This window comes from Alteromonas sp. KUL42, from assembly GCF_006538325.1.
In the GTDB taxonomy this organism is placed as follows: Bacteria; Pseudomonadota; Gammaproteobacteria; order Enterobacterales; family Alteromonadaceae; genus Alteromonas.
In genome coordinates this window covers 80,056-106,190 of sequence record NZ_BJKK01000009.1, presented here as the reverse complement: position 1 = coordinate 106,190, position 26,135 = coordinate 80,056, and the positions used below count along the sequence as shown (strand labels likewise).

18 protein-coding genes are annotated in these 26,135 nt (G+C 42.6%); 12 read left to right on the top strand and 6 right to left on the bottom strand.

What is annotated here, in order from left to right:
- Positions 1–16 precede the first annotated feature (16 nt).
- Positions 17–1,336: a xylose isomerase gene (xylA, locus tag EYR97_RS13375; protein ID WP_131094901.1), complete on the bottom strand. Its 1,320-nt coding sequence runs from the start codon at positions 1,334–1,336 to the stop codon at positions 17–19.
- A 71-nt stretch (positions 1,337–1,407) separates the two neighbouring features.
- Positions 1,408–2,868, bottom strand: a complete 1,461-nt coding sequence (gene xylB, locus EYR97_RS13370) for a xylulokinase (protein ID WP_131094900.1) — start codon at positions 2,866–2,868, stop codon at positions 1,408–1,410.
- A 171-nt stretch (positions 2,869–3,039) separates the two neighbouring features.
- Here xylB and EYR97_RS13365 point away from each other — a divergent pair, with 171 nt between their 5' ends.
- From EYR97_RS13365 to EYR97_RS13340, 6 genes are all read left to right on the top strand, one after another.
- On the top strand, positions 3,040–4,254 hold the full coding sequence (locus EYR97_RS13365) for a DNA-binding transcriptional regulator (RefSeq protein ID WP_131094899.1): 1,215 nt from the start codon (positions 3,040–3,042) through the stop codon (positions 4,252–4,254).
- Positions 4,255–4,283: 29 nt separating this feature from the next.
- Complete coding sequence (locus EYR97_RS13360) at positions 4,284–5,702, top strand: sugar porter family MFS transporter (RefSeq protein WP_131094898.1); 1,419 nt, start codon at positions 4,284–4,286, stop codon at positions 5,700–5,702.
- Positions 5,703–5,988: 286 nt separating this feature from the next.
- Positions 5,989–8,847 carry an alpha-L-rhamnosidase gene (locus tag EYR97_RS13355; protein ID WP_131094897.1) on the top strand — a complete coding sequence of 953 codons (2,859 nt, stop codon included), beginning with the start codon at positions 5,989–5,991 and terminating at the stop codon, positions 8,845–8,847.
- Positions 8,848–9,234: 387 nt separating this feature from the next.
- Positions 9,235–9,825, top strand: a complete 591-nt coding sequence (locus EYR97_RS22420) for a hypothetical protein (RefSeq protein WP_242635075.1) — start codon at positions 9,235–9,237, stop codon at positions 9,823–9,825.
- A gap of 118 nt (positions 9,826–9,943) precedes the next feature.
- A complete protein-coding gene (locus tag EYR97_RS13345) occupies positions 9,944–10,813 on the top strand; it encodes a hypothetical protein (protein ID WP_131094896.1) in 870 nt (289 codons plus the stop codon).
- Between the two features lie 26 nt (positions 10,814–10,839).
- A complete protein-coding gene (locus EYR97_RS13340) occupies positions 10,840–11,916 on the top strand; it encodes an endonuclease domain-containing protein (protein WP_131094895.1) in 1,077 nt (358 codons plus the stop codon).
- 1,644 nt (positions 11,917–13,560) lie between these two features.
- On the opposite strand, the gene EYR97_RS13335 is transcribed toward EYR97_RS13340, so the two are convergent.
- Entirely contained in the window at positions 13,561–16,629 is a 3,069-nt protein-coding gene (locus EYR97_RS13335) for a TonB-dependent receptor (protein ID WP_131094894.1), read from the bottom strand.
- Positions 16,630–16,959: 330 nt separating this feature from the next.
- Here EYR97_RS13335 and EYR97_RS13330 point away from each other — a divergent pair, with 330 nt between their 5' ends.
- From EYR97_RS13330 to EYR97_RS13305, 6 genes are all read left to right on the top strand, one after another.
- Positions 16,960–17,871 (top strand): DUF4861 family protein, encoded by a 912-nt coding sequence (locus EYR97_RS13330; protein ID WP_131094893.1) that lies wholly within the window; start codon positions 16,960–16,962, stop codon positions 17,869–17,871.
- A 3-nt stretch (positions 17,872–17,874) separates the two neighbouring features.
- The gene (gene rhaM, locus EYR97_RS13325) at positions 17,875–18,189 is read left to right on the top strand and encodes an L-rhamnose mutarotase (protein ID WP_131094892.1); all 315 of its coding nucleotides are present in this window, start codon (positions 17,875–17,877) and stop codon (positions 18,187–18,189) included.
- A gap of 172 nt (positions 18,190–18,361) precedes the next feature.
- The gene (locus EYR97_RS13320) at positions 18,362–19,519 is read left to right on the top strand and encodes an NAD(P) transhydrogenase subunit alpha (protein WP_131094891.1); all 1,158 of its coding nucleotides are present in this window, start codon (positions 18,362–18,364) and stop codon (positions 19,517–19,519) included.
- A gap of 2 nt (positions 19,520–19,521) precedes the next feature.
- On the top strand, positions 19,522–19,806 hold the full coding sequence (locus tag EYR97_RS13315) for an NAD(P) transhydrogenase subunit alpha (RefSeq protein WP_131094890.1): 285 nt from the start codon (positions 19,522–19,524) through the stop codon (positions 19,804–19,806).
- A gap of 13 nt (positions 19,807–19,819) precedes the next feature.
- A complete protein-coding gene (locus EYR97_RS13310; RefSeq protein WP_181409147.1) occupies positions 19,820–21,202 on the top strand; it encodes an NAD(P)(+) transhydrogenase (Re/Si-specific) subunit beta in 1,383 nt (460 codons plus the stop codon).
- A gap of 72 nt (positions 21,203–21,274) precedes the next feature.
- Positions 21,275–21,766, top strand: coding sequence for a YgjV family protein (locus EYR97_RS13305; RefSeq protein ID WP_131094889.1), 492 nt, complete (start codon positions 21,275–21,277; stop codon positions 21,764–21,766).
- A gap of 57 nt (positions 21,767–21,823) precedes the next feature.
- Here EYR97_RS13305 and EYR97_RS13300 read toward each other — a convergent pair whose 3' ends face one another.
- From EYR97_RS13300 to EYR97_RS13290, 3 genes are all read right to left on the bottom strand, one after another.
- Complete coding sequence (locus tag EYR97_RS13300) at positions 21,824–23,242, bottom strand: sulfatase (RefSeq protein ID WP_131094888.1); 1,419 nt, start codon at positions 23,240–23,242, stop codon at positions 21,824–21,826.
- Between the two features lie 117 nt (positions 23,243–23,359).
- Positions 23,360–24,601, bottom strand: a complete 1,242-nt coding sequence (locus EYR97_RS13295; protein WP_131094887.1) for a glycoside hydrolase family 105 protein — start codon at positions 24,599–24,601, stop codon at positions 23,360–23,362.
- A 67-nt stretch (positions 24,602–24,668) separates the two neighbouring features.
- Positions 24,669–26,126 carry a BNR-4 repeat-containing protein gene (locus EYR97_RS13290; protein ID WP_131094886.1) on the bottom strand — a complete coding sequence of 486 codons (1,458 nt, stop codon included), beginning with the start codon at positions 26,124–26,126 and terminating at the stop codon, positions 24,669–24,671.
- Between the last annotated feature and the right edge of the window lie 9 nt (positions 26,127–26,135).

Genomic DNA, 26,135 nt, shown 5'->3' with positions numbered 1-26,135 from the left:
AGCTGGGTTTACAACATTATTTGTAGATAACCTGATTTACTATGTTTTCTAGCCCTTCTTGCTTGCCTGACACTGGTTTAGGATCGAAAGATTTAACTTTCGCGAGTTCAGCTAAGGACTCTAGCGACATATTTCCATCTAGAATTTCTCGTCCGAATACTGAGTTCCATTCTGCATAGCGGCTCTTAACTTTACTATCTAACACACCGTTAGATATCAATTCGTAAGCTTTCTTCAAACCAAGCGCACAGGTGTCCATACCACCAATATGGCCTAAGAAAAGATCTTCAGCATCGAGGCTTTGACGTCTTAATTTTGTATCAAAGTTAAATCCGCCCGAGGTGTAACCGCCGTTCTTCAGAATTTCGTAACAAATAAGTGTCATTTCTTCTACTGAATTAGGAAACTGATCGGTATCCCAACCAAGCTGCGGGTCACCGCGGTTCGCATCAATTGAACCGAAAATATCAAGCGCAAACGCAGTAGCCACTTCATGATGGAATGAGTGGCCAGACAAAGTCGCGTGGTTAGCTTCGATGTTTACAGCAAATTCTTTCTCTAAACCAAACTCCTTCAAGAAGCCATAAACCGTTGCTGTATCATAATCATATTGATGCTTTGTGGGTTCTTGAGGCTTTGGCTCAATCAACAATAATCCATCAAAACCAATTTTGTGCTTATGCTCAACAACCATATTCATAAAGCGACCAAATTGTTGACGCTCGCGCTTCAAGTCCGTGTTTAAAAGCGTTTCATAACCTTCACGACCACCCCACAAGACGTAGTTTGCACCGCCGAGGGCTTTGGTCGCATTCATCGCATGATAAACTTGAGTAGCAGCCCGAGTGAAAATTTCTGGATTTGGGTTAGTTGCCGCGCCAGACATATAGCGAGGATGGCTAAATACATTAGCGGTTCCCCACAAAAGTTTCATACCGGTTTCTTCTTGCTTACGGGCTAAGACATCTGTCATCTCCCCAAAATTGCGAATGTAATCTTGTATAGAATCGCCTTCTGGTGCTATGTCAATATCGTGAAAACAATAAAATGGCGCACCCAACTTTTCGAAAAATGAAAACGCTACATCGGCTTTTTGTTTGGCTCTCTCCATGGGATCACCCGCTGCAAGCCAAGGTCTATTAAACGTGCCGCCTCCAAATACATCTGCGCCATCCCAACAGAAGTTATGCCAGTAGCACACAGCAAAGCGAAGGTGCTCTTCCATTGTTTTACCACCGAGCACCTCTTTAGGGTTGTAGTGCTTGAATGAAAGTGGGTTCGTTGAATCTGGCCCTTCATATTGTATAGAAGGAATGCTTTCAAAATAATTGCTCATAGTATTTCCTTTGTAGTCCGCACTATATTGATGCGTAACAGTCACTTAAAGTTTTTAACTCTAACCCAACATTACGAGTAAAATGTTTCGACGGCGTAGTACAATTCTCTAAACTTTTGTCGTTTGTTAAGGTAGCTATCATGTATAAGTTTGTTCGGCCTATATGTAGCTTCAAGCTTTGGCTTAAAGCATACTTCTGAAAGGTCGGCGTTAGGGTTGGCGGCAAGTTGGGCCAGCCGAGCCGCCCCAAGAGCTGGACCAATATCTCCGCCCTCTCTGTACTCAAGTTCGTAACCGCTGATATCGCAAAGGAGCTGACGCCAGAAAGTACTTCGAGCGCCTCCACCTATAAGACTTATTGAGTTTGCAATGACACCACTTTGATGTACCGCATCAATGCCGTCTGCGAGCGCCATCGAAACCCCTTCTATGACAGCTCGTGCCATATGAACTCGCTCAGTCGATGCCGACACGCCAAAAAATGCGGCCTTAGCTGAAGGGTTATTATGAGGTGTTCTTTCGCCTGTTAGATAAGGGAGGAAAACAGGTGTTTGAGTGTCGTGGTGGCTTGTATTTGTCTGTACATCGTCAATCATAGACCCAACATCAGCATAACCACTTTGCTTTGCATACCAGTCTAAGCAACTCGCCGCGCTGAGCATAACCGACATCATATGCCAACGATTAGGAATAGCATGGCAGAAACTGTGAACAGCCTGAGCAGTATTTACGGTGAATCGATCAGTTACCGCGAAATATACACCTGATGTTCCAAGCGATAGCATTGCGTGACCAGGCTCATGAATTCCACACCCAATCGCACCGGCCGCATTATCACCGGCACCACCAGCAATAGCGACATCCTGCATTCCCCAGCGTGTCCGTAGTGAGTCTTTTAAACGCCCTGTAATACTGCTGCCCTCGTAAAGAGAAGGCATGTTGTCGACGCTCAAGCCGCAAGCTTTTAATAGTTCTTCATCCCAACTTCGAGACTCGGTGTTCATCCAAACAGTTCCCGCAGCATCAGACATATCTGACCCAAACTCGCCGGTTAGCTGATACCTCAAAAAGTCTTTAGGAAGCAGTACCTTGTCTATTTTAGAAAAGATTTCCGGCTCATTTTTTCTTACCCAAAGAATTTTGGGGGCAGTAAAGCCTGCCATTATGAGGTTTCCGGTACGGATAGACGAGTCTGGCACTAAGCGAGTTATCTCTTCGCACTCGTCGCTACTTCGGCCGTCGTTCCACAATATAGCTGGTCTTAAAACGCTCCCATTACTATCCAACAGCGTCGCACCATGCATTTGACCACTCAAGCCGATTGCTTTGACGGTAGATAAACTGTTCTTATCACTCAACTCATCAAGACAGTCACAGGTGGCCTGCCACCAGTCTTTAGGATCCTGCTCCGACCAAAGAGGATGCGGCATAGATATGCCAAGGGGACGGCTCACTGACTGAACAACCGCTCCAGCTGCGTTGGTTAACACAGTTTTCACACCAGAGGTGCCTAAATCTATTCCTATATACATCGACGTTTCTCATAAAATAAGCGCTGATGTACGAATGTTGATTACTAAAAGCGTTTATATCAATTACGAAATTTTGTAATCGTTTTGTTAATTAAGACATCCTGGTTTAGTATCAATAAACAAATAATCATAATAAAAGTTACGTAATCTGTTTATACGTAGGAAGCTAACATGTTCGAAAAAGCGCACAGTATTACGCTACTTCTGAATGCGAGTAAGATATTCGACAGACAAATTATTGAGGGGATTGGTCAGTACCTCCAAACATCAGATGCAGACTGGGATTTGTATTTAGAAGAAGATTTCTTGACTCGGTTAGAGCATTTAGATGAATGGCGCGGTGACGGCATAATTGCCGACTTCGATAACCCTGCAATAGAGCGCGCTTTGGCAAGTACATCTGTACCAGTTGTTGGCGTAGGGGGCTCTTATCAAGACAAAAGCAAATACCCCAATGTTCCATATGTTGCAACGGATAACTTTGCGCTCGTAGAAGCCGCAGTTGAACACTTACGTCAAAAAGGTATTGAAAGGTTTGCTTTCTACGGTAGCCCAATCAGCCAAGAGCAGCGGTGGGCACAAGAACGCGAACAAGCAATGCTCTCTCTAACTAGGCAATATGGATACGAGTGTTATGTTTATCGTGGTCATGCGGTGAGAGCCGAAACTTGGCAATATTCTCAAAAAAGACTTACCGATTGGCTCAAAAGTTTACCAGCACCCACTGGCATTGTAGCCGTCACTGATTCTCGTGCTAGGCATCTACTTCAAGCATGTGACCATTTGGACCTGCTCATTCCAGAGCGATTTGCGGTTATTGGGATCGACGACGATGAACTCACACGATTTTTGAGCCGAGTTAGTTTGTCCTCTGTTAGACAAGGTTGTCTCGAAATGGGCTTCCAGGCTGCGAAGCTACTTCACAAGCAATTGAAAGGGCAAGCACCTAAAATCACTCAGTTACTCGTCCCTCCCGTTACCGTAGCAGAAAGGCAGTCAACAGAGTTTAAAGCCATTAAAGACCCTCTTGTAATGCAAGCGTCGCATTTTATAAGAATGAATGCCTGTAAGGGTATAAAAGTTGACCAAGTGCTGGACCATGTCGGCATTTCAAGGTCTAACTTAGAGGCCCGTTTTAAAGAAGAGCGGGGCCATAGCATTCACACCGAAATACACAACGAAAAATTAAACAGAGCATGCAGAATGTTAAAAGAAACTGACGCGCACAGTAGCGAAATAGCAAAGCGCTGTGGCTATCCTTCTGTTCAATACATGTACGCGCTTTTTCGTAAACACTTTGATCAAACTCCTGTTGAGTACCGCCAAGCAGCGCAACCTGATTATTTAGAAAGTGAATCAGAAAGCACGGTTATCAACATCTCCTAGATTAGGAAAATAACAATAGAGAAAACAATATGGACACAACGTTAACCAAAGATATTTCCAGTAAAACGACAAACACTGGGTTTATTCTCTTCATAACTATTGTAGCGACGATAGGAGGGTTTCTTTTCGGATTCGACAGTGGCGTAATAAATGGCACCGTTGATGGGCTGCAAACCGCTTTTAATTCTCAAAGTGTAGGCACTGGTTTCAATGTATCCAGTATGCTTTTAGGTTGTGCCGTGGGCGCTTTTTTTGCTGGACGCTTAGCTGATAACTACGGCCGAAAATCTCTACTACTCGTCGCGGCGATTTTCTTTTTGATAAGTGCGTGGGGTTCAGGTGTTGCAACAAGCAGTGTTGAATTTGTTCTTTATCGAATCATCGGAGGTCTCGCTGTAGGCGCCGCTTCCGTAATGGCACCCGCGTACATCGCAGAGGTATCACCAGCAAAATATAGAGGTATGCTCGCCTCAATACAGCAAATAGCGATTATAGGGGGGCTTTTCACAGCTTTTCTTAGTAATTATTTTCTTGCTGACATCGCATCAGGCTCTACTCAAAAGCTTTGGCTGGATTTTGAAGCTTGGCGCTGGATGTTCTGGATGGAGATAGTGCCAGCATCACTTTTTTTCGTAATGCTTCTTTTCATTCCTGAGAGCCCACGTTTTTTGGTAGTCAAGCAGAAAACTGAGGAGGCAAGGTCGGTACTAAGTAAGCTTTACGGCTCTCACGCTCAGAATAAACTCATGGAAATAGAGGCATCATTATCTGACGATCATAAGCCTCAGTTAAAGGATTTAATTGATAAAAGCTCAGGGAAGCTGAAATCTATAGTATGGATTGGCATTGGCTTAGCTGCGCTACAGCAGCTCGTGGGTATAAACGTCGTTTTTTACTATGGCGCTGTACTATGGCAAGCAGTAGGCTTTTCTGAGTCTGACGCATTACTAATAAACGTTATAAGTGGGGCTATAAGCATAGCGGCATGTATTGTCGCCCTCACTGTGATCGACAAAGTAGGGCGTAAACCGTTATTAAAGTGGGGGTCTATTGGTATGACAGTTACGCTTGCCATAGTAGCCATTGCCTTTTTTAATGCTGAGCAATCTGCTGATGGCAAATTATCTCTGAACGAATGGGGGCCAATAGCCTTAATTGCAGCAAACCTTTACGTTTTCTGCTTCAACTTCTCATGGGGTCCTGTGATGTGGGTGATGTTAGGGGAAATGTTTCCAAATCAGATAAGAGGTTCAGGTCTTGCTGTGAGTGGATTAGTCCAGTGGTCAACAAACTTCTTAATAACTTGGTCGTTCCCGATGTTGCTTGCCGGTATAGGGCTCGCGGGTGCTTACGGCCTTTATGCGCTTTTCTCACTGCTGTCGATTATCTTTGTCATACGATATGTCTATGAGACTAGAGGCGTAGAACTTGAAGATATGCAGGGCTAGTTACCTGTCCTAAAGAATTAGGCTTCTGCAACTTAGTTAAATAGGTGCTTCTGTGAATGCTTGCTGGCACCTCGTTACTACTCTTTCTAAGTAAAACTTGTGACACCGTAAGAGAATTTTGGTAGCAGCTCTCAAGTAGTTAGTTACGTCAAAGCCCTTACATATTGAAAGTGCTCTTTTGCGAAGACTAACTTTGAAAAATAACTACAAATCTTGGGTATCAATCTTCTAGAAGATTGCCTATTCATCATGAACCTTTAACTCGCTATGAGAAGAGCAAAATTACATGTTAAGACACCTTACCTTTGTCGCTTCATTACTTATATTAGTTGCTTGTACCCTTCCTGAACCTGAATCGAGTTCCAGCAAAGTACAGTACAATGAACAGCCAAAACCTAGTAACTTACTGGTTGAAGATAATATCCATCCGCTTAACGTTCACACCGAAACTCCAAGGTTATCTTGGCATGCAAATGTTAAAGCACAAGAGGCTTTCCAAATACAAGTCGCTACTAGTCGGGACAAATTAATTTCTGGTTTACCCGATCTTTGGGACAGCGAGAAAGTCATATCTAGTATTTCTGTTAACGTTCCCTATCAAGGCACGGCGCTAGAGGCAAACAGTAAAGCCGTTTGGAGAGTTCGAGTTTGGTCAAAGGGCGCCGAACAGCCTGGCGAATGGAGCACTCCCTCAACTTGGGAAATGGGCTTACTTAACAAATCCGACTGGCGTGCAAAGTGGTTGCAAGTCAAAAAGCGTGATATCGCACAAGTAACAAAAAATCGAATGGATTGGATTAAATATGCAGCCAATGTTCATCCAAATATCACAGAAAAACTAACAGAGAGCGCTTTTAACAAACAACTAGGCGTTGTTGAACAATTAAAACAGCAGCCTACTGCCAGCTTATTTCGTCACTCATTTACAACAGAAACTGGCAAAAAAATCGCGGGAGCAAAACTTCACAGCACAGCTGGTGGGTACTACGAAATATTCTTAAACGGACAGAAGGTTGATGATCGACTTGCTGACCCGGGTCAAACTGATTTTGATAAGCGTATTTTATATAACACTGATGAAGTCCGCGATTTACTTCTTAACGGTCAGAATACTATCGCCGTCCATCTTGGAAGCGGCTGGTATGACGAAAACATTGCCTTTAGCAAATGGTCTAACCCTGACGCAGCTAAGGATAAGAGAAACCAGAAAACCTTATCCTATGGACAGCCGAAATTCATAGCCCAATTAGAACTTATTTATGAAGATGGAAGCAGTCAAATTGTAGCGTCAAATGAAAACTGGATATCACACCCTTCACCTATTTTAAAAGAAGGGCTTTTTTCTGGAGAGCTTTACGACGCCAATGAAGCTGTTGAAGAATGGAACGTAAATACATCTGCAAATAATCTAGTTAACTGGCAACCGGTTGAAGCCTTGGAAGAATGGCCTACTGAATCATTGGAACCACAGCTTCTGCCGCCAATAAGAGCAATAAAAAAATTAGAACCTATTAAGCTTTATCAACCGCAAAAGAATGTATGGGTTTTCGACTTCGGACAAAACTTCACTGGTATACCCACATTAAACCTAGAAGCTCTAAATTTAAAACCAGGGCAAGCTGTCCATATGCGCTACGGAGAATGGGCTGACATAGACGGTAATTTAAGCCAAAAGTCTGGGGGAGGTGCACCACTTCTAAAACAGGTTGATACCTATATAGCTTCTGGAGAAGACGCGCAATTTTGGAGTCCGATTTTCACATGGCATGGTTTTCGTTATCTAGAACTAACTGGCATAGACTTTGAGCCAGAATTAAATGCCGTACACGGACATCTAGTTCGAAGCGACGTTGAAATTGCTGGGCAATTTAAAAGCTCTAGTAACTTACTAAACAAAATTCATGACATGGCGCTTTGGAGTTACGAAGGAAATTTAATGGCGCTACCGATGGATTGCCCAATAAGAGAGCGAGCTGGGTGGACAGGTGATGCACATGCAGCGCTGATTACTGGTAACTACAATTATGACATGCAAAACCTCTGGGAAAAATATTTAGGTGACTTCGAGACATCGAGTCACATCGCACCGGCAGTCGTACCTGGCAAACGTTCACATGGCGAAAAGTACGACTGGGCTGTAGCTGAAGTTATTATTGCTTGGGAGCATTATCGCCATCATGGAGATATCCAAGTAATCGCCGAACAGTACGAGAGTATGGTGGAATACATGGACGCTGCAGAGACACAACTAACCGATAACCTTCTGCGCGATGGCTATGGTGACTGGTGTGATCCAGTTCGAGTACCCGGGATGACGCGCAAACGCTGTAATCCTGAATATACTCTACCAACGATGACGACATCTGGCTTTTTAGCACATGGCGCCGACCTAATGGCTAAAATGTCTACGCTTCTGAATAAGCCGGAAAAAGCTAAACACTATAGTGCTTTATTCGAAAGGATTGCCTCGCAATATCACAAAGAATTTTATAACCCAGAAACCGGGCATTATGGGAGCCAAACCGCTGACGCCATGGCACTTAGATTCGGTATTACCCCTATACACTTAAGGTCTTCTGTTGCCGAAGCACTGAATAAAGATGTTGTGGAAAACTGGAATGGTCACGGCTCTATTGGCGCATTGGGTCAAACTTATGTATATCGCGCACTGAGTGATTACGGTTACGGCGATACTGCTTTTGGTATATTTACGGCTCAGGGCTATCCAGGTTACCAGTGGCAATTCGATAATCTAAAAGCAACAACCCTATGGGAGCGTAAAGGCGTATGGGATCCAACTAAAGACCCTGAAGGTAGAAACCCGCCGGGCCGCTCATTAAACCACCCTTTTCACAGTGGGTATGACGGTTGGTTTTACGAGGGTTTAGGCGGTATTCGACCTCTCGGCGACAATCCAGGTTATCAACATTTTGAGTTGTCGCCTGTGTTCCCCAAAGACCTAGAATGGGTTGAAGCAAGTTATAAGACAGGCTATGGGAAAATAGTGAGCAATTGGCAGCGCCATGGAAATACTATCCATTGGCAGTTCGAGGTGCCGAACAATTCCTCAGCCAAGGTTTCATTGCAGGGTAAACCAAGCCGTATATATGGAGCAGGGCAACATTCAGTGACGATTGAACAATAAATATATATATTGATGTGTTAAAAAGCGCCGTTTTTATTAGGCGCTTTTTTAGTTAGAGAATAAAAACTTTAGCCTAAGTCGTAAGGCCGCCATGTACGTATTGCTGCCGTTCATTTTTGTCCCTTAAGACACCTATTCGTTTTATTTTACACTCAGCTGTTTTGCGTACGCCTGAGCGTATGACTTGGCGGTGTAAAGCTTTAGAATGCTAATAATGAGATATTTATTTGCGAACCGCTCTTTGAATATAAATAGGTTCGTAAAATGCAGGATGTGATGCCATCTCAGCCTCAGCAGGGGATAGCGGGAGGTGGCCTCGTATGATAAAAATTAATATGCGGTTCTAAGGGGCCGCATCATTTAAATGTTAGTTTTTAGGAAACAAGGATGACTATAGAAACGGACGAAGAATTAGCAGCTGCCGTTAAGAAAGCAGGGCTTTTGCTTCAGGAAATTCAAGATTATTGTGGCCGTGAAAATCGCCCAGATGCTAAAGTACGGTTTCCCCGTGGTTACCTGAGAACTGCAAGCGAACAACGGAACCGGCTCAGCTTTGTACAGTCAAAAGAACTTAGGGCGAACCTCTCTTATACATTAATTCTGACAGATAGCGTTCTATGGCTTTTAGTAAGAACAGATATATCTGCTACTGCTAAAGACATGCTAATAAAAATGTTTATTTTTCTCGGTGGCGCTCTTATTGAAGGAATTCTTTCGGATTATTTAGTAGGAATAGTTGGTAAACAACGCTCATTTAAAAAGCGTTCTGAGTATCTTTTAAATCAGGGCATTGTTTCCCAATCATTGCACGACGACTTAAATTGGGTTTGGGATATTAGGAATAATATGCACCTGTTTCTACTCGACGTGCGTGAGTATGAAAACCAATACAACGTCTCATCTCACGTCAGGTGTGCAAACGCTTTTAAAGAATTAATCAAGATTCTAAACGAAAAAGGCCGTATCAATGCAAACTAACATTACGCTATCTGTACTGCCTTCAGTCGCTGGGACGCGAACACTGGGCCGTTCAGCGATTATAGCCCATGTCTGCGTCCCAAAGCTCAAAGCTTAGCGTTAGGTATCAGGAGACAGAATGGAATACTTGCTCAGCATATTATCTGGTGGCTTTAGTGGTGCGGTTTTGGTTTGGCTTGCCCAAGGATGGATTTCAGAGAGGCTGAAACAATCTATTAAACATGAATACGCGGAAAAATTAGAAAGCTATAAAACTGAATTAAATTCAAAAGTGGAAGCGATTAAGCACGAAAATCAGGTTTCACAACTGCGAACCTCACTGTTCTTTGATCATCAAAGAGATGCTTTTGCAACATTAATAACTAAAATAGCCCAAATCAACAAAGAGTGGGTTTCTCACTATGACCCTGAAGTAGGGTTGTATGAACCTGTTCCTTCAAGCGGGCAGAGAGAGTTTGAAGAGCTCTTATATCATCATCAATTGTTTTTAGATGAAGAGTGTCTAATGGCATTGTCATTAGTTAAAGACGCGTATAATCGCTCTCTGCCATTCGATGATGGAAGTGGTGCTCCTCCTCACCAAAATGAATCAAGTCAGCATATTTCATTTATCGAGTATCTACAGCCAAGAATCGCTTCAGTATTTCGAGGCAAGATTGGTGTTGATTCTGATCCGCAACACCTAATGGATATCGCAGTTTTATCTGCAATTGAACTCGTTAATAGGTATCACTTTTTAGACATGGGGGTTCCTCCTGAAGGAAACCTGTCGACCCGTAGAACCAAAGATGCTTCTGATAAAGTTAAGGTTGGTTTAGATAATATCGATGAGCTAATAACTTTGCTAAGAAGTTTTGATGAATATTTGAGCCGTGATGGGGGCTGGATTCACGAAGCTCAATTAAAGGTAAAGCGAACTTTAAATGTACTGGACAAATGCCTGACAAATCAGAGCACTCGGACGAAACTTGATTGCGCCAGTGTTTGAGGCGTTATACCTAACATGGAGAAATCATGACACGAGATGCAGCAGACATTGAAAATAGACCAAAAGAGTTATTCAAGCTTCCAAATTACGGTTGCTTACCTTCAGGGAGTTTTCAGATAGATTTAAATGGTACTCTCGGTGATTTTTTGGCGCATGACCTATTTGATCTTGATGGAAACCAACCAATAGAGGGCAGAATAGTTGAACTGACGGATGGTCTGATTAACGTAAACCCATCAGATGAAGCTCTTGCATTTTATCGTGAGCGTGGTGACGATTTTCAAATGATCAATGTAGTAGTTTGCTGCTATGCATTTGAAGAAAGAGATGGTCAACTTTTTGGGCTTCCATACCATATATCGTTAAGACCTACACAAAAAAGAGGACTACCATCATCCGTTGGAGTTGATTGGATCGATAAAATCGACTTGGAACGTGTTTTAGATGGCAACCCATATTATATGGGCTTCAATCCGTTTTCAAATGCGTTTGGTTTGTATTGTGTTGGTGAGGGAATACCAGTTAACGAGAAAATGTGTTCCGATGTAATAGGGTTTGTTTATAACACCTATTTTCTTGCATCAAAATACAACAAGTCAGACGTTTTAGATCCCGGTTTGTGCACATCATTACTCGGTGAAAGTAAGGGGTTGCTAAATGATTACCGAAAGTTCAGGTTCACTCGATACTTTAAACGATTTAATAACATCGAATCAGTAAAAATCTGGGGATGCGATTCTCCGATAGAGCTTTTTCTGCTTCAAGCTATGCATAGTTTCGGGCTAAAACCTACAATTCAAACCCACATCCTCAGAGACGGTACCATTTTTCCAACTTTACAATCGATGTGGGAAGGTAGCGTTAGAACTAAAGCGCTGAGCAAGACAATCACAGAGGTTGACTTTTACTTTGCTAAACAGCGCGTAGCGATTTTTGTTGATTCTGTAGCTCATCATTCTTCTGAAGAAGCCATAGCTAAAGATAAAGCAATAGATGACAAGCTAGAAGCTATAGGAATACGCAGCATTAGAATTTCTGGTCCCGATATTATGAACTCGCCGATAGCTTGTGCTCAGCGTGTTTTCAATATTATCGAAGGCTAGGTATTACAAGAGACTATGGTGCAAATGACCGAATTTGGCATCAATCAGAAGTTAAAGGACACTACCTATGAAGGTCCGCTTATTGTCTATAAGAGACTACCGCTTTCGCGGTAGTGACGGGCAAGAAATTATCTTTTGCTGTCTGTCGGGTCAAATCGAGTGACTTTCAGTTCAGTTCTGAGTTAGTACTAATAAGTCAGGAATTTAACACTTTCTGTATCTCGATTTTTAAGTTGCAACTAGTTTTTACTGGCGATATGCCGTTTTCGGCGTGGTGCACTTCGGACTTGAATTCGCGAGTCATTGTTAATGATGAGACTGGATATGGTTTTAATCAAAATCGCTTTTTCTAATGCTTCTTAGCTAAATCGCCCAAAAAAATACTAAATTTATGGCAAATGAAGTATTTTCAATACCCTAAAATAAGTGATTTTCTAAATCACATAATGCTGAAGAATGACTCAATATCAATTTTTCAAACTACAATTTTAACCAGATATAAATTGATAAATGCCCGAATTGGCAAACCGCATACCCACGCGAAGGTATTATACGTTTTTTGGGCAAAAATCTAGTTTTCAAAAACGTAAAAACGGATCGCGCAGATGCAATATCGAGAAAGCGCTCAAAAAGTTATCCTGAAACTCTCACCGTGCCTGCTTGTTTCTTCAATAAAATGCGGAATTGGGCTTACGAATAGATGTAGTAAAAAAAGAAGAACATTTCGGGATTCAGATTAATGGTTTTGGAAAAACGTTATTTTTAACCTTAGCAAACCCAAATAGATGATCGGAACGGGCCGGAACACGCACACCCTTTAACATAGTTTTTCATATTGTGGTACCCAGCTGAGCCCTTTAAAATCAAGAGGGCTGCGAAAAACAAGTAGGGTTTGATGATTGTGGACAGAGCAAAAGTTAACAAACATACAGCAAGAGCCGGTAAGTTCACGGTTAGAATCAAGCGATTTTATAGTGAGTTAACTACATGCTCATATCTAAAGCATTGCATTGCGTTTCGTGTCGCCATCGGACAGGGCAACACTAATACTTGCAATTTATGCTGATATCGTGAGTCGTAAATATGCCGAAGTGACCGTCTTTAATGGCTTTTTGTAGTCTAGTAGTGACCTTTAATGCAAGGTTCATAAACACTTTTTCTCTACATAGGCGAAAATATGTATACATAAAGATTTTGGTAATTCACAACCGTCTTATGAAATTGCTATTTAAATACAAGGCTTAGTAAGCAGTCGACAATAACCCAACTCAATGACTTACGAAGTGATAATCATTAAAATGGTAGTACGTCTCTCAATTTGGTGTTATTTAAAAGCTGGTTGTATACTTGTGGAGAATTTTTCTGCAATGAGGTGAGCAGCCAAGACTTATTTTGGAGGCGCTCCCCCATAGATGATACATCACCGACAGTTCAGGTTGACCTGATTAGCGGTACTGACCCAATTCACTTACTGTCCAAATATCACCGCCAAACGAAACATGATTTTTGTATTGTCAAAAATGACCTAGAAACTTGAGCTTACGCAATGGGCTTTCCGCTTTCTTCGCTTGTTAAAGCTATAAATCTACCTCTAGATGATCTAGAGGTAGATACTATTCACTAACTCAATGGTTTAAAATGTGATTAAAGGTTTGCAGTAATCCCCAACACAATGCGTCTGTCAGTTAATCCCTGTGCACAAAGTAGTGCACCTTCATTTACGCACCACTCGGTGCGGTCCTCGCGCAGCAGGTTAATACCGTCAAGACCAACAGTGAACGTATCGTTGATATCATAGCTAACGCTCATATTAAGCTGCGCTCTATCATCAACAATTCGAGGCATATCAAAACTAATCAACTCACCAGTTTTAAATGCTGAGCGCCATGTATATCTTGCCCTTACACTGAGGTCATACTTATCGTAGAACAGTGTAATGTTGTAGGCATTTTGAGATAAATCTTCCAGCTCAATACGTTCTTCTACAATATCGTCAGCTAATGTTGCTGTAGATTGAACAGTATCTGTACGTCCTAATAGTTTATTAAGCGCGTTTCCATCTCCCGTTGCTGGACGGAACGTTTCAATACCTGCACCTGCTTCCTGATATGTATAGTTTGCGATTACCCCAAAACCAGAAGCCCATCCAAGCTCTTCTTCATATTCAGAAAGGTCATGTTGAAACGCGACTTCAATACCGGTTTGAGTCTCTTCATTCGGCAAGTTAATTGTTGTTTGAAGTGGAACACAAATCCCCGTACCAGGAACAGACGACCAAACATTTCGGTCAGTAACAGTGGGATTAAATATACCGCCACCTTCACATGGAGCGGTTATATCCCGCTCAATTTGACCATTCTCTCCAATAGGCTCTTCTGGATTATCACGAACTGCTGCAAAGATATCTGTTCTTTCCTTATGGAAAACACCCACACTGACAAAACTTGAGTCAGAGAAATAGTATTCTGCTGATAAATCGTAAGAAATAACTTCTTCCGGTGTTAAAGCAGGATTCCCCACTCTAACCGCGGCGCCGGCTCCTCCAGGAAAGTTAATCGAAGTAGAAAGGTTATCGAAGTTGGGTCTTCGAATATCTTTGGCAACACCAGCTCGAATTACTAAATCATCGATAACTTCAGACGCAATATTGAACCTTGGCAGATAATAATCATAAGACGCATTTTCTTCGCGCAGGCCTGTTACTACACCGTTCTCTATGTTGTTACCTACCGAAGTAATATCTGTACTAACGTAACGAACCCCAACATTTCCGCGAAATGTCATATCATTGATATAAAAGAAGTAGTCTCCTTGCAAATATAACGCTGTTGTCTCTTCTTCAATGTCAAAAAATGAATCTAGCTGAAGCTCAGGCTGTGCCAATGACGGATATGGCTCTGATATATTTCCATTTGCAATTTGAGCAGCATTATTCTCAGCGATAGCGTTATTAATCGCAGTCAAAACTTGGTCTGGGTTGTTAAACGATAAGTCACCGTCTACGGTAAGGTAGTCAGCAATGTACAAGCGTCTTCCATCAGCATCGTTAAAGTTTGAAGGGCCAGCAGAAACAATATTTGAAAACAGATCAGCCCTAGGTCTATAGAATGCTGAGTTAGGGTTAGAAAAGTTTGACGTGGTGTTTATATCGTTACTTTCTGCCTTATTCTTATTCCATCTCAAACCTGCTTTAATGCCCGAAAAATACGGATTTAAATCGGAGATGTCGTAGTCCCCATCTAGTCTAAATGCGGTTTCGGAGTTTTCTTGAGTACTTCTACCCACACCGACACCACGAAGTGCATAGTTAGCTGGATTCAACAAGTCTTGGCTAGAAGGTCCAAATTCAGCATTTTGAGCTATCCCGAATTGAAGTGTGCCGCCCGAAGCATCAAATTCAACAGGCACACCGTTATCAATACTTAACCCTTCACTTGGTTGCGGGCCATTCGGATTGATAAAATCGAGTGTCGTATTTAAACGAGGAAACACTGAATCTGAACTTGAATAAGATACTTCACCTTTAAGAGCAAGGCGATCTAACAAAAGATCGAAACCGGTAGCGAATACATCACTGTCGGTAATACGTGAGCCTGTATTGACGCTTGTTCTTAAATTTGGGTCGATATTATTGTTATTTGCATCAACACCTACTCCTAATGTTCCCGTAAGGACTGCTTGAACCTCACCTAATTCTAACGGCCCATTTGGACCATCAATTGTTCCTAAGTCGACGGTTTCAAACGCTGTGTTATCCGTATTGTCAACAACAGCCGATCCACCGGTTCCTGAAATAAATGCGCGGGAACTTTTCTGTGCTCGTTCTTGGCGATTAACTGTCGCATCAAAATATAACCTCAGGTTATCCATAGGCTCAAACTCAAAGGAGCCTGTGAAATTCTTGGTTTCATATTCATATCGGGAAATGACTTGATCTAAAAACTGCGTTCTCAAAAAAGGGAAAGACTCTGCACTAGCGCTGCCAGAATCAGGGAGTACTTCCCTGTCCCTGTCGAAACGTGGGTCAAACGAAGCAACTTGCTGCTCTGCGTAGCTACCGGTGAGAACCAAACCGACTCGTCCATAATCGGTGTCAAAGCTATCTCCAAAGGTTGCGGAAACTCGCGGCGAAGTAGCATCTGCCAAATCACTGTTCTCCGCTTGTGCACGAATTGAAATCAGCTGCTCTTTTAGACTAAGGCCTCTAAGTGTACGTAGATTTATCGTTCCACCTACAGAGCCCTCAACAGTTTCCGCAGTCGGCACCTTAATGACTTCCAGAGATGAAATCAGCGCTGCTGGTAGGTCGTCAAAACTAATCCCAGAGCGGCCGTTACCACTTCCAACAGTAGATACACCATTTATTTCGACACGGTTTGCGTTCGTACCTCGTATTTGGACCCCAGTTCCTACACCTGCAGTTCGGTCGATTTGAACACCCGTGACATTTTCTAAAACTTCTGCCAAATTCTGGTCAGGTAGCTTACCGATGTCTTCAGCTTGAATAACTTCTTTAATACTGTCGGCAGAGCGCTTTTCAGCCAATGCACTAGCTAGCGCGCTCCTTATTCCTCTAACCTCTATCACTTCGGTTTCTTGGTCAGCACTTGTTGATATATCTGCATCCTGTGCGGCAGCCTCTGCACAATAGCAAGCAATCGCAGATGAAATAGCTACAGCTAGCCGTAATTTCTTCGCACCGATTAACGTCATGTACTCTCTCCCTAAACAATCATTATCAATCACCAAAAATCACGATAGATCACAAGTTAACCAATATCAACATATTTGTTATATTTTCGTTAATATTAGAATTACTTTATAGGAAAGACAGAATTACCCGAAAACAACGCTATTTTAATAACTTAAAATAATATCAGTTAGTTTAATTCTATAAAACGCGTTCTAAATCCATTGCAAACCGTCTCACAATAATGCAATATCGCTCATTAACAATCACTTCATTGATTGAAAAGAATAAATGAGTACGCTTGTAAACAATGTCCAAGCACTTGCTTTGCCATCAAACAGAGGAAAGAGTAGATGTTTAAACATACGCAAATTTGTTTAGCCGCGGCGATCGCTATTGGATTATCAGGCATGTCAGCGTGCTCATCTGAAGTACAAAAAACTGATAAAGACAGCGCGCCGGCTATGGCTAACCAAGTCAAGGCATATGCTAAATTCGTACCTGAGAGACGGGACGATTTTGCATGGGAAAATGATAAGGTAGCGTTTCGGGTTTATGGCCCTGCCGCACCTTTAGCTGGCCACGCCAGCGGCGTCGACGCATGGCTAAAGAAGGTCGATTATTCGATTATCGACAAGTGGTATGACATGCACTTCAGTGGTCAGTCGTATCACGAGGACAGAGGAGAAGGTTACGACCCTTACCATACGGGTATTAGTCGTGGCGTGGGTGGCTCAGCAGTGTGGATAAACGAAACACCGTACTACGCCCACAACTTCACTCGTTATGAAATTCATGAAAACAATGCTGACGAAGTCAAGTTTACCCTTCACTACGAATTTGAAACGCCTATTGGCATGGTAAAAGAAGTTAAAACCGTGTCGCTTGCGCTAGGCTCTCGGATGTACAACGTCGATTCGACTTTCTATCTAAATAATACCCCGGCTTCTCTCCCTATTGCCATAGGTGTAGCTACACACGACGAAAAAGCCGATGTGTATAAAAATCAACAAGAAGGATGGATTGCCGCTTGGGAAGAAATTGACAACCAAGGGTTAGGCACCGCGGCCGTTATCGCGCCGAGTAAAATTAGTAACATCATTCATACACCTTCTGAAAAGAAAGATGAAAGTCATATTTGGCTAATAACTCAAACATCACCAGAAGGTAAGTTGAACTACAAAGCTGGCTTTGCATGGGAAGGTGACAGTGAGATCACCACTGTGGAGCAATGGAAAGAATACTTAAACAGCCTGGAGGACTAATAGATGGAAAAAGTTGCCTTTGTTATGACACTAAAGCCGGGTTATGAGCAAGAGTATAAGAAACGTCATGACGAAATATGGCCCGAGCTGGTAGAAGAGCTTAAAAATGCAGGCGTGTCAGACTACAGTATTTTCTATGAGGAAAGCTCGAATAAGCTCTTTGCTGTGTTAAAGCGTGAGGACGACCACACCATGGATGCGCTGCCAAATAATGCTGTAGTTAAGAAGTGGTGGCAGTATATGGCAGACATAATGGACACTCACGAAGATAACCAACCTGTAGCTACAGACCTAACAAAGGTTTTTCACTTAGAGTAAAACCTTTTATGTCTATCCGAGAGTAGCCGGTGTGATACTAACAACACCAAAGCACCGGTGCCATGCTTAACATAGTTAAGGAACGGGCTTCTTTAAAACATATCAGTTAACGACAGAGAAGTTTACTGAATGAGTTACCTCATTCTCCTACAGTTTTGAAAAGGAGAGTTAATTGAAAATCCTAATTTTAAACGAAGCCCTAGAGCAAAGGCACCACGCTCATGTGGAGCGGCGCTGCGCGGTGTCTTCACAAACTATCGCCAAGCTTGTCAAAAAAGGCATCGAAGTCTATATCGAAAAAGGTGCTGGCCTGCTATCACACTATAAAGATGAAGACTTCGCGAAAGCTGGCGCTAACATTGTTGCTGATATAACAGAAATAGCTAAGCAAGTAGATATACTAGCCTGTGTCAACACACCTAGAGAATCAATTGTTGAAAAGCTGCCTGCTGGCACAGTTGTTATTGGACACTTAGACCCATTTTTTAACGAAGCGTTGGTAACTAAACTAGCAAAGGCCAATTTGACGGCGCTCTCAGTAGAAATGATCCCCAGAACCTCTAGAGCACAAAAAATGGACGCATTGAGCTCTCAAGCGAGTTTGGCGGGATATGCGATGGTGATGAAGGCCGCGGACACACTTCCTTCTATATTACCAATGATGATGACACCTTCCGGTACAATTAAACCTGCCAAAGTATTTATTATTGGAGCAGGCGTTGCGGGTCTGCAGGCTATTGCGACAGCCAAGCGCCTTGGTGCCAATGTGCTGGCGTATGACACGCGCCCAGTTGTAGCTGAACAAGTAGAGTCGTTAGGCGGCAAATTCCTTAACGTTGATATAGGTGAAACTGGCCAAACAAAAGACGGTTACGCTAAAGAACTCTCTGACGAGCAAAAAGCGTTGCTCGCACAGGCACAAAAAGAAGCCATAGCAAGTTCAGACATAGTTATCACTACAGCGCAGCTTTTCGGTCGTAAGCCGCCCGTGTTGATTTCAAAAGAAACACTGGCGTCTATGAAACCAGGTAGCGTTGTTGTGGATATGGCTGCGGTCTCTGGCGGCAACGTAGAAGGCTCTAAGCCAGGTGAAACCGTTGTACTAAATAACGTTACTATTATAGGAGACGGCTTCTGGAGTGAGGGCGTATCTCGGGCTGCGACCGATATGTACGCAAACAACATTTACAACTTGCTGGATGAGTTTGTAAAGAACGAGCCTATTGAATTCGAATTAACCTTTGAAGATGACATTCTTAATGGTGCTGTCATTACTCATGGTGGAAAAATTCGAAATGACATGCTGTTGTCTGCGTACGAAGGAGCTTAATAATGGAAACTATTTACCTACTGTTTATTGTATTACTCGCTGCATTTCTTGGATTTGAACTCATTCGTAAAGTTCCTGCCACGTTACACACCCCATTGATGTCTGGTTCTAATGCTATTTCAGGTATTACCTTAGTCGGTGCTCTAGTCTCATCTGGTTCTGATAACAGTATGTTGACAACAATTCTGGGGACTGCAGCTGTAACGTTAGCAAGTATTAACGTTGTGGGCGGTTATCTTGTTACCGATCGCATGCTTGGCATGTTTAAAAAGAAAGATAATAACTAAGAGAGCGCTGAACATGACAATTGAAACACTTATTAACCTTGCTTATGTGCTAGCAGCAGGGCTTTTTATATTTGGTCTTAAGTTACTTAGTCATCCTTCAACAGCACGCAAAGGCAACTTCGTGTCAGCGATGGGTATGTTTGTAGCTGTAATGGTTACTCTGCTCGACCAACAAATCATCAGTTACCATTACATTATAGTTGGTGTCCTTATCGGTGGACTGTATGGCGCATGGAAAGCACGTAGTGTGCAGATGACACAAATGCCGGAAATGGTTTCTCTTTTTAACGGCTTTGGTGGCGCTGCTTCATTGCTACTAGGATGGGCAACAGTTAGCAGTATGGACGCCAGTGCATCGGGTTATAACCAGGCTTTTGTTTTCATTACTGTTCTTTTAACGCTGCTCATTGGCGGGATTACGTTTTCAGGATCCGTAGTTGCTTGGGGAAAACTTTCTGGAAAACTGTCTTCAAAGGCGTTCATTTTCACTGGGCTAAGGGAATTAAGTATCCTTCATTTGCTGGCTATGGTAGCCGTGGGGTATCTCTTTGTTACACAACCGTCTAATGAAGTATGGCTGTATTGTATTATTGCATTAGGGCTGAGCTTCGGCCTATGGGCAACGATCTCTATAGGTGGCGCAGATATGCCTGTAGTTATCGCTTTGCTAAACAGCTATTCAGGTATTGCCGCTTCAGCAGCAGGTCTTGCAGTAGGCAATACAATTTTGATTGTAACCGGCCTACTGGTTGGCGCCTCAGGATTGATCCTCACGAATATAATGTGTAAGGCGATGAACAGATCGCTGATGAACGTTTTGTTATCTGGGTTTGCCAAACCTATCGAGCAAGGCGAGGTTATTACTGGCGAAATAAAAGTGCTATCACCTCAAGATGCCTTTTATGTGCTTGAGGCGGCGCAAGCCGTACTCGTTGTGCCCGGCTATGGAATGGCCGTAGCTCAAGCGCAACATGCTGTTAGAGAGCTTCACACCTTACTAGAAGAAAACGGTTGTACAGTGGATTATGCCATTCATGCGGTAGCAGGGCGTATGCCAGGGCACATGAATGTTCTGTTAGCGGAAGCGGATGTTCCTTACGACCAGCTTTACGAAATGGACGACGTTAACCCTCGAATGGAAAATTATGACGTTGTTATTGTAATTGGCGCTAACGATGTTGTTAACCCGGCTGCCAAAGAGATGAAAGGTAGTCCCATTTACGGGATGCCGGTTATTGAAGCTCATCGTGCAAAAACCGTATTTGTGTTGAAGCGCTCAGCTAACGCTGGCTTCGCTGGTGTCGACAATCCTTTGTTCTTTAAGGATAACACGCGAATGATCTTGGGCGATGCTAAAGAAACGATTAACGGCCTAATTCGCGAATTTGGCGACTAATTGAACGAACCTGAGCTCGTATTTGTATGTTTACGAGCCTTTTTCTAACTGTTAAGTGGGTACATCACAAGCATGTCTTTTACTTCCCTTGGTCAGCTTTTTGGTGTGCTCGCTTTTTTAGTTGCGATTTACTCTTTTACACAAAAAAGCGATATAAAACTTAAAATAAGCCTAATTGTTATGTTTTCATTTCAAACGGCTCACTTTTTCTTTTTAGGTTCCGTCACTGGAACTATCGCTAATTTTCTCAACTTTTTTCGCACGATCATATCGGTCAAAACTAACCACAAGTTTATAGGCATTGTATTTATAGCAATAAATATTGTTTGGGGCGCTTTTAACGTTAACCGGCTAATAGACGTTTGCCCCATTTTTGGCGCATGTTTTGGCACTTACGCTATCTTTTACGCTTCTGGCATAAGAATGAGACAACTCTTTATTTGCGGGGCCGTTTTTTGGTTAGCGAACAACATTTATTTAGGCTCTGTTGGAGGAATTTTGCTTGAAGTAAGTGTGATAGTGGCAAATACCATCACCATTTATCGATTGCGCAGTGATCATTGAAGGAATGAAAGAAGCTTGCGGCAATTCCCACAAGCCCCATGGGTGTTATTGAAGGTGTTACTGAATTAGCTTACGTTCTACCAATGCATACCACTGTTCGATTTCTTTTTTCAGCTCGCCAACCTTTTCAGGGTATTGTGCAGCCAAGTTTTTCTCTTCGAATTCATCGTTGGCGAGATTATAGAGTCTTGGGCCAACCAAAAATTCATCATGATATTTCTGGTAACTAACATTTTTACCATCATAGCTAACAATTAATTTCCAATCGCCTTTAATGACCCAGCGATAAAGCAGTGTAGACTCAACGTCGTCTAAGTCATCCATATCATGTGCAAAACCTTCACCAAATATTAATTCTCTGTCGATATCTTCACCCGTTACTAAATTATCGTATAAATTAATACCTGGCAGTTCACTTGGAACACTTATACCCGCAGCACCTAAAATAGTAGGGACTATATCAATACTACTTACCCTTTCTTGTCTAAACGAAGACTTAAATTTATTTGGCAATGAGTAAATAATAGGGGTTCGAACACCACTTTCATTCGGGCTCTGCTTAGATTTTGGTAAGAACCTATCAGTTTGCTTTGGGTTAGTAATCCACCCGTTGTCTGAGACATAGACAATCAGCGTGTTATCTTTCAAACCACGTTTTTCGAGATGGCTAAACAATTCTCCATTCGTTTCATCAAACCATTCAATCATCGCGTAGTATTTAGCAATAGACTCTGGTAGGTCATACTTTTCGTACTTAGATAAAATTCGCTTAGGAGGTGTGTGTGGCGAGTGCGGCATAAACGGCGCATACCAAACAAAAAACGGCTTATTTGCCTCATGAGTCTTGTCTATAAAGCTGGTAATAGTATCCACTCCCTCACGACCAATCTTTAAGCCCTCATCGCCATGTCGACCACCTGGGTTCGGAAATCCCTTTGTCATTCCCTCATCAAAACCGCCTCGTTCGTAACTGCCTTCCCACCACTTGCCGGTTTGCAGAGATGCGTAGCCTTTTTCCCTTAATAGCTCTGGTAAAGTTTTAACTTCGTCAATCTTTGCAATAATCTGCGAACGAAGTTGTTGGTATTCCTTTCCTTTTTTTCCTCCTGGAGTTTCTCTAGAGGGATCGTTTCCAGTAATGCCGTGTTGACTGGCGTAAAGGCCTGTTGCAATTGTTGCAAGGGAAGGTCTACAAAGTGAAGTTGGAACATACCCTTTACTGAACGTCACCCCTTCGTTGGCCAAACTATCTAAGCTTGGTGTATTAACAATTTCATGCCCCATGAAACTATAATCATTCCACGCATGATCATCAGATAATATTAACAATATATTCGGTGGCGTTTCCTGCTCTGTAACTTTAGCTGTCACTTCTTCTTTGTTCTGATTAGCACAGCTTGCGATCGAAAATAAAACAATTGCACAGCTTGTCACACCCAACAGTTTTTGTTTTATTTTTCTTTTTGATAAAGGCATTTTAAATTCCTTAATCTTTACATTAATAATCTCAACGCGCTTTTATTTAACCTATAGCAGATACAAAAAAGCCCCTGACCAACGCGCGTAAAGTCAGGGGCTAAAGTAAAAACGTTTCTATTTATTCCATTTAAGCATTTCTGACGCCGCTAGTAGCACAGCACCAGAACCGTATAGCTGTGAGTCAGACTCTTTAACAGGGTCAGGGCTCTTTCCAACATGTTGAACCCAGTGAACACGGCCATCGTCGGTAACAGCTTCAGTGATTGCTTTCCAACCTTTTTCTACGATTTCTTTTGAACGCTGGTCAGTCAAGATGCCGTTATTAACTCCCCAGGCTAGACCGAAAGTTATAAACCCTGTGCCACTCACCTCTGGTGTCTTCACCTTATCAGGATCCATCAAAGAGGCTGGCCAATAACCGTCTTCTTTCTGAAGTGCCATAAGTCCTTCAGCATTCTTCTTATAGAGCTCAATGTATCGCTCTTTAGAGGGATGATCGTCAGGTAATTCTTCAATAATCATCGGAATAGCAGCAAAGACCCACCCATTTCCGCGCCCCCAAAAGACCGGTTTTCCGTTGTCGCTTTTTGCATCAAAATAGCGACTGTCTCGATAAAACAAACCATATTCATCAGAGAATAAATAGTCTGCAGATGCCCAAAACTCTTTGTCTCCGTACTCAAGATATCTGGGGTCACCGGTAACTTTCGTCATTTGTGCCCACGCACGAGGCGCCATGAATAACGCATCGGCCCAACACCATCTTAACTGGCAGTTTCCTTCTAAATGGTATTTGCCAGTGCTTGACTCTGAATTACCCATGTCCAGACCGACCTGTGGGGGGTTAGATAAAATCATATCGAAAACCTGTTTAGTAGGCCCATAAGCTGATTTCATTCCTGTCTTTTCAGCAAGCCATAAATAGGTTTGAGCAATAGCATGATCATCTGCGTGATAAGGACGCTCTAGTATTAATTCGTACTGTTCTCTCTCTGCAACTGTTCTTACAAAGTCCAGCAGACGTTGATTACCTGTTTCGTCAATCCAACGAGTTAATCCAATGTAGAAAGAGGCTTGAATCCAAAATTTTGCATTTTCAGATTTCGCGCGATGCGACTCAGGGATATAGTTTAGGTTACCGAACTGTGCAATTTGCCAATTTGCGACACTTTTCCCGATACGCTGTGCTGTTTTTTGAATGTCCTGCTCAGTCACATCTTTTGATGTTTTCATTTCTTTTTTAGGCTCGACATCTACGCTTTGTGTCTTCTGTTCAGGTGATTCACCAGAACAAGCACTAATAGCTAATGCTAAACTCATCGCGATGGCAGATAATTTTAGTTTTGTGTGATTCATATTTATTCCCAACTAATTTGTTGCAGACTACTAGCAAATTTCTTGGTCCAATAATCTGGATACTGACTTACATAGACGCATTATTCGAAGATTTAAAGCTACTCAGCGACCTTGGTATCGGACCATCTTCACCGACCAGATAAATTTTAATATTTTCATCACTCTCTTTTTCGGCAACTAGCATCTGTGCCTCAGGGTGAGCGTTCTCAATTAGCGTTGTAATAGCGAAACTCGCATTTTCGCTTTTTAGCACAGTTGACTCTTCAGAAAATGATTTTCCGTCGTTATTGCTTTTCCACCACGACAAAACAGCGTCCCCGTCTTTCTCATAAGCAACGAGGTAGCGAATATCTTCAGGGTCGTTAACACGGAAGTCTCCGCGAGATACACCTTCGTACCCTTCGATAATTTTATTGCCGCCTAACCACTGCTTGCCATCCCACCAAACATGCCTAGTTTGTTTCGGGCCGCCGGTTTTAGCGCCTTTATCAATTCCTGCGTTTATTGCGATATGTGGGTAACCTTTGCTGTCTAGATGTGAAGTACCGTTGAAAGTCCAGAGCTCACCGGTTTTCATCGCCAGTGTTTTTTCATCAGCGACTTCTTTCGTAACGGGAAGAGTCAAAGACTCACCTTTTACATTGCTCCATTCATTTGTTTTGGTATTGAAATTCATGAAGTAAACATCGTGACGTTCAGTTGTATGTCCACGACCGTTAACACCTGCGCCGTTATCCCAACAAACATGATAGTCGTAGGAAACAATTAGGTTATCTCCTTCTCCCTTACCAACCCAGGCATACCAGCTATCCACAGCTTCAATATCCGTACGCCGTTTGTGTTTAAGAAATGACACAGGCGCAGAGAAAGTTCGCCCGTTGTCTACAGACTTTTGATACACCCAATCACTGCGGTGAGCACCGTGACGAAAGAATAGGTAAATATCGCCGTTATCCATTTTGACAACTTGGTTATAAGTACCAAAAGGGGTTATGTTATCTAGATCTACCCATTCGGTAATGTCGTAAGGACGTTTAGAAACCGCATGTTTGTTTGCACCAACATGAGTATTACCCAGAGAATTGTGACCGTCTGATTTATGGCCGCCATGGCCACCATAAAAAATGTGGATGTAGCCTTCGTTATCAATAAGCATGGTTGGTTTACCATGGTTATCGAACTTCTTGCCACCATCGCGCCGACCTAACTCGCTGGTCCCCGCTTTGAAGGGGCCTTTCCACTCTTTGGTTCTGTGATCATACGTGGCAACAAACGGATCTTCTTTAGGTCCTTGATAAGACACATAGGTAATACCGTTTTGGTGTATGGCCGCTGGATGCTGAACAATTGCGAGAGGGTTACCTACTGCGTTGTCTGCAAAGTACTCTACAAACTGAGTGTTTTCAGAGGCTGTAGGACCTGCTTTACTCGTTTGCATAGCACAGCCAGATAGAACTGCTCCGCTCATTAAAGCTACACTGAACGCTAGTTGCGTTTTCTTGAGTAAAAATTGACGTTTCAACATCGTATCTAT